Source organism: Sulfuricurvum sp., from assembly GCF_023250475.1.
In the GTDB taxonomy this organism is placed as follows: domain Bacteria; phylum Campylobacterota; class Campylobacteria; order Campylobacterales; family Sulfurimonadaceae; genus Sulfuricurvum.
The window spans coordinates 1-4,171 of the sequence record NZ_JAHFAQ010000156.1 but is presented as its reverse complement, the minus strand read 5'-3'; the positions used below and the strand labels follow the sequence as shown (position 1 = coordinate 4,171).

Sequence of the window (4,171 nt, the reverse complement as noted above, 5' to 3'; positions counted from 1 at the left end):
ATCGCCCAAGAGCGTGGTATTTTATTTCATACCGACGCCGTTCAAGCGATCGGAAAAGTGAAAGTCGATCTCACCGCAACACCGATCGATTATCTCACCTTCTCGGCCCATAAATTTCACGGTCCCAAAGGGATCGGCGGATTGTATGTCCGCAAAGGTTCCGAGCTTCCGAACTTGCTACATGGCGGAGAGCAAATGGGGGGCAAGCGTGCGGGAACTCTCAACGTCGCCTACATCATCGGAATGGGTCTTGCGATGAAACAGTCGGTCGGCCATCTGGACAAAATGAACAGCGATGTCAGAGCACTCCGTGACCGTCTCGAAGATGCTATCTCACAGCTGCCTGATACCTTCGTCGTCGGTGACCGTGAACGCCGTACACCCAACACCATCCTCATTTCACTGCGCGGCATCGAGGGGGAATCGATGCTGTGGGATCTCAACCGTGCCGGGATTGCCGCTTCGACGGGGAGTGCGTGCGCTTCCGAATCGCTGGAAGCCAATCCCGTTATGAGTGCGATAGGGCAAGATCCTGAACTCGCCCATACGGCGATCCGCCTCAGCCTAAGCCGCTTTACGACTGCCGAAGATATCGATTATACCATCGACGTATTTGTCAAAGCGGCAGAGCGTCTGCGTGCTATCTCTTCAACCTATGCCTACACAAACGAAGTTGGCTGATGCGACCCTACCGCAACGTCAGTGATTTAGAGTTAGAAACACTAGGTGCAGTGCGTGAGTGGAACAAAGAGTTCCTCCTATCCCTCACCCTCCCCTCAAAAATTCTCTGGATCCATTCGACCCGTGAAAAATTTCATCGTCTCGATCCTCTAGATTCCTGCTTGGTACGGACGATTACCCTTGAGAAAATTCAAGGCGATGTGATCAAAACCGATTTCGGAAACTATTCGCTGGATACCGGTAAAAATCTCTTTTACGCCTGCGGCTGCAAGAAATTCTGTGATTGCTACGGTCAACTGTATCTCTTGAAAAATCAGTCTAAAATATTCCACTAAACCCTTCTTTCTCTGACCATCACAAATCGCATTCCAATGTGTTATTATTGTGCGGTATATTTTTGAGAAAGGGGTTTTATGAGCCTATCAGAAAATGAGGTTTATTTACTAACCGAAGATGACGTATGCAGCAAACTGTTTCAATCGGCCATCGACACCCAAAGTAACTTAATTGTCCTGATGTATCAAAGTACTCCGATCCTTTTTAACAAAGCCTTTCAGAACTTTACCAATATCCCTACCGTTAAAGCATTTCTACGTGAATTCGGCTCCTTAGTAAACCGTTTTGTACCGCATGACGCCTATTTTCATGCCGGTAAGGCAGACCCCGATACTTGGATTACTGTGCTTCAGAATATTCCGGAATCTGACAGGATTGTCAGTATGATCAACTATCGTGCCGAACCCTATGCATTTTCAGTCACCATCGAATCACCGGTCAAAGACTATACGATTATCTCATTTGCCGATATTTCCCAAGACCTAATCAAACGGATCATGATCGAAAATGATGTCAGCATCGATAAAGAGAGCGGTGCGTTCAACAAAGATTATTTTATTCATACCTCAAAAAGTTTTCAAAACGCAGCAGAATTCAATGAAAAATCGATCGGCATAACGATGATAGAGATGAACTCTTCGGATAGCGATACGGAAAAATACCTGCATGATTTCAGCTCCAGTATTAAATGCAATATTCGACAAAGCGATATGCTGGTTCGCTGGGAGAAAAAGATTTTTATGCTGGCCTATCTTATCGATTCCGCCGATAATGCGATGAAATTCAGCCGTAAACTGCTCGGAGTGATGAGAGAAGAGCCGTTTGAAAATCTTAAAACGATCAGTATGCGACTGGGTACGACGATTCAAACAAAGGATGAAGAGATATCGGATATTATCTCCCGTGCCGAAACGGCATTGAAACAATCATCGGAAAGCTCACCGACAACGCTTCTTTAGAGGAGTGAAGCTCTTTTTTGGTCAAAATCGACCAAGGGTACGTCGAATAATAACAGGTGCGCATCTCTATTAACCGTAATCTCAAACGGTTCATCCCCGATAATTTGCAGTTCGTCTCGCTGTTTGAGGGTATAGCCGCAGACATTCACCTCTCCGTCCACTATGAATAATAACCGTCCATACCCTATCTTGACAGGATCGGAGACGAGCGTATGTCCAAAAAACAGATGCGATATCCGTATATTGACATTCTGGGCAATTTTTAAAGATCCTTTCTTCCCCTCACCGCTGACAATTAATTCCCAGCGATTCAGTCTGTTCAAATCGCAATGGCGCTGTTTATAGCGGGGGATCACCCCTTTTTTACGCGGGATGATCCATATCTGAAATAATTCGGTCTGCTCTTGTGAAGAGGGATTGAATTCAGAGTGCTCAACACCCCGTCCGGCAGACATATACTGGATTTCACCCGCCTTGATAATCCCATGGTTCCCTTGCGAGTCTTTATGCTCAAGCGAACCTTTCGTAACAATCGTAATAATTTCCATATCATGATGCGGATGCATTCCAAAGCCGCCCAAAGGCTCAATGCAATCGTCATTCAGTACACGCAAAGCACCGAATCCCATCCGCTCACGGTTATGATAATCGGCAAAGCTGAAGCTAAATCGGCTGTGTAGCCAGCCCAGCTCCACAATTCCACGCTCATCGGCTTTATGGAGAAAAAACTGCATCTATCCCCCTTTGTAACAAAGATAACGATAGCTTTAAGCCTATCATGATAGAGCAATTGTACTCTACAGAAATTAAACCGATTTTCCTAAAAACGATCCCTAAGCTTCATACGTCATATTCCGCAACCAGTTCGGCACGGGTCAACCTCAGTCTCTCGGCCAACACGGCGGCAAGCGATTGCATAAAATGAAATGCCGCTTTTTTATGGTGTTTTTTAAACAAATCAAAATTTTCCCGTGTAATGTAATACAAATCGGTATCGCTTCCGGCAACGGTATCGGTATAGTGAGGAACCCCTTCCAAAAAGGAAAATTCGCCGAAAAAATTGTTTTGTCCCAACGTGCTGAGATGGATACTTTTTCCTCCCGGAGTGGGGAGCATGATTCTCACCGAACCGCGACGGATCAAAAAGATTTCACCGCTCCCCTCCCCTTCGGAATAGATCACCTCCCCTTTTTTGACGCATCGGCTTTCCAACAAACTTTGAATCTCTTCCAAGGTCTCATCTCTGCGCCCTTTAAAAAGATCAAAATCGTGAAGTTCCAGAAGTTCTTCCCCTTTTTGCTCCAGCGAAAATTCTTTGATAATTTTATTTTCTGCCCACTCAACGGCATCGTCCAAATCATCAAACACTTTGATCGGACTTAAATGTTTTAGAAGTCCGACCTGATTGAAATAGCTCTCCAGATCATCTCCGGTCGGTAGTTTATGCGGCAGATGACAGAGGAGAAGATATCCGTCTCGTTCATGCAGAATGTCTTTGATCTGCAAGAGGATATGTGCCGCCGTCAAGTCGACCGTTTGAACCCGTTTCATGTCCATAATAATGTATTTTTTATGCTGTAAATCGTCCTGCAGCATCGTATAAAGCTGATTGGCCGTTCCAAAAAAGAGACTCCCGTGCAATTCATAAACCGAAAAAATATCCCCTTTTTCACGCAAAAGAGTCTCGTCTTCACGGCTGCGGACGATCTTGCTTCTCGCTTCGCTTCCATCTATGTGTCGAAACACGACCGAAGCACCGATTTGCTGAACGATGTACAAGACCACCGCCAAAACGAGACCTACCCCCGCAGCGGCAATCAAACTGACCGAAAGTGCCGTAACGGCTACAGAGACAATAATAAAGAAATCGAGTGCCGTCTGACGCGTTCTCAGTAGCTTCAAACTGTGTCTGTCAATCATCCGCAAACCGATTACCATTAATATTCCGGCCAATGCAGAGACCGGAATCCATGCGATATAGGAACCGAGTACGACAAAGGCGGCAACCGCCATAACCCCTTCGATAATACCGGAGAGTCGGGTATTACCTCCACTGGAAAGATTGACCATCGTCGCCCCCATCATCCCTGATCCGGGCATACCTCCGATCAATGCGGAAACGATATTGCCTGAACCTTGGGCAATCAGTTCTTTATTGGAATCGTGAAAGGTATGGGTCATTGAATCCAAAATGA

The 4,171-nt window shown here is 45.8% G+C and carries 5 protein-coding genes; 3 read left to right on the top strand and 2 right to left on the bottom strand.

What is annotated here, in order from left to right:
* The 3 genes from Q0C19_RS11220 to Q0C19_RS11210 all read left to right on the top strand — a co-directional run.
* Positions 1-681, top strand: a 681-nt coding sequence (locus Q0C19_RS11220; protein WP_295056033.1) for an aminotransferase class V-fold PLP-dependent enzyme, incomplete at its 5' end; no start/stop codon positions are given.
* Positions 681-1,016: a hypothetical protein gene (locus Q0C19_RS11215; RefSeq protein ID WP_295056031.1), complete on the top strand. Its 336-nt coding sequence runs from the start codon at positions 681-683 to the stop codon at positions 1,014-1,016. The genes Q0C19_RS11220 and Q0C19_RS11215, both read left to right, overlap by 1 nt.
* A 78-nt stretch (positions 1,017-1,094) precedes the next feature.
* A complete protein-coding gene (locus tag Q0C19_RS11210; protein WP_295056029.1) occupies positions 1,095-1,976 on the top strand; it encodes a diguanylate cyclase in 882 nt (293 codons plus the stop codon).
* Here Q0C19_RS11210 and Q0C19_RS11205 read toward each other — a convergent pair.
* Both Q0C19_RS11205 and Q0C19_RS11200 read right to left on the bottom strand, forming a co-directional pair.
* A complete protein-coding gene (locus Q0C19_RS11205; RefSeq protein ID WP_295056026.1) occupies positions 1,973-2,710 on the bottom strand; it encodes a pirin-like bicupin family protein in 738 nt (245 codons plus the stop codon). The two genes, Q0C19_RS11210 and Q0C19_RS11205, sit on opposite strands and share 4 nt — an antisense overlap.
* A gap of 106 nt (positions 2,711-2,816) precedes the next feature.
* The coding region (locus Q0C19_RS11200) for a SulP family inorganic anion transporter (RefSeq protein WP_295056024.1) at positions 2,817-4,171 on the bottom strand (1,355 nt) is incomplete at its 5' end.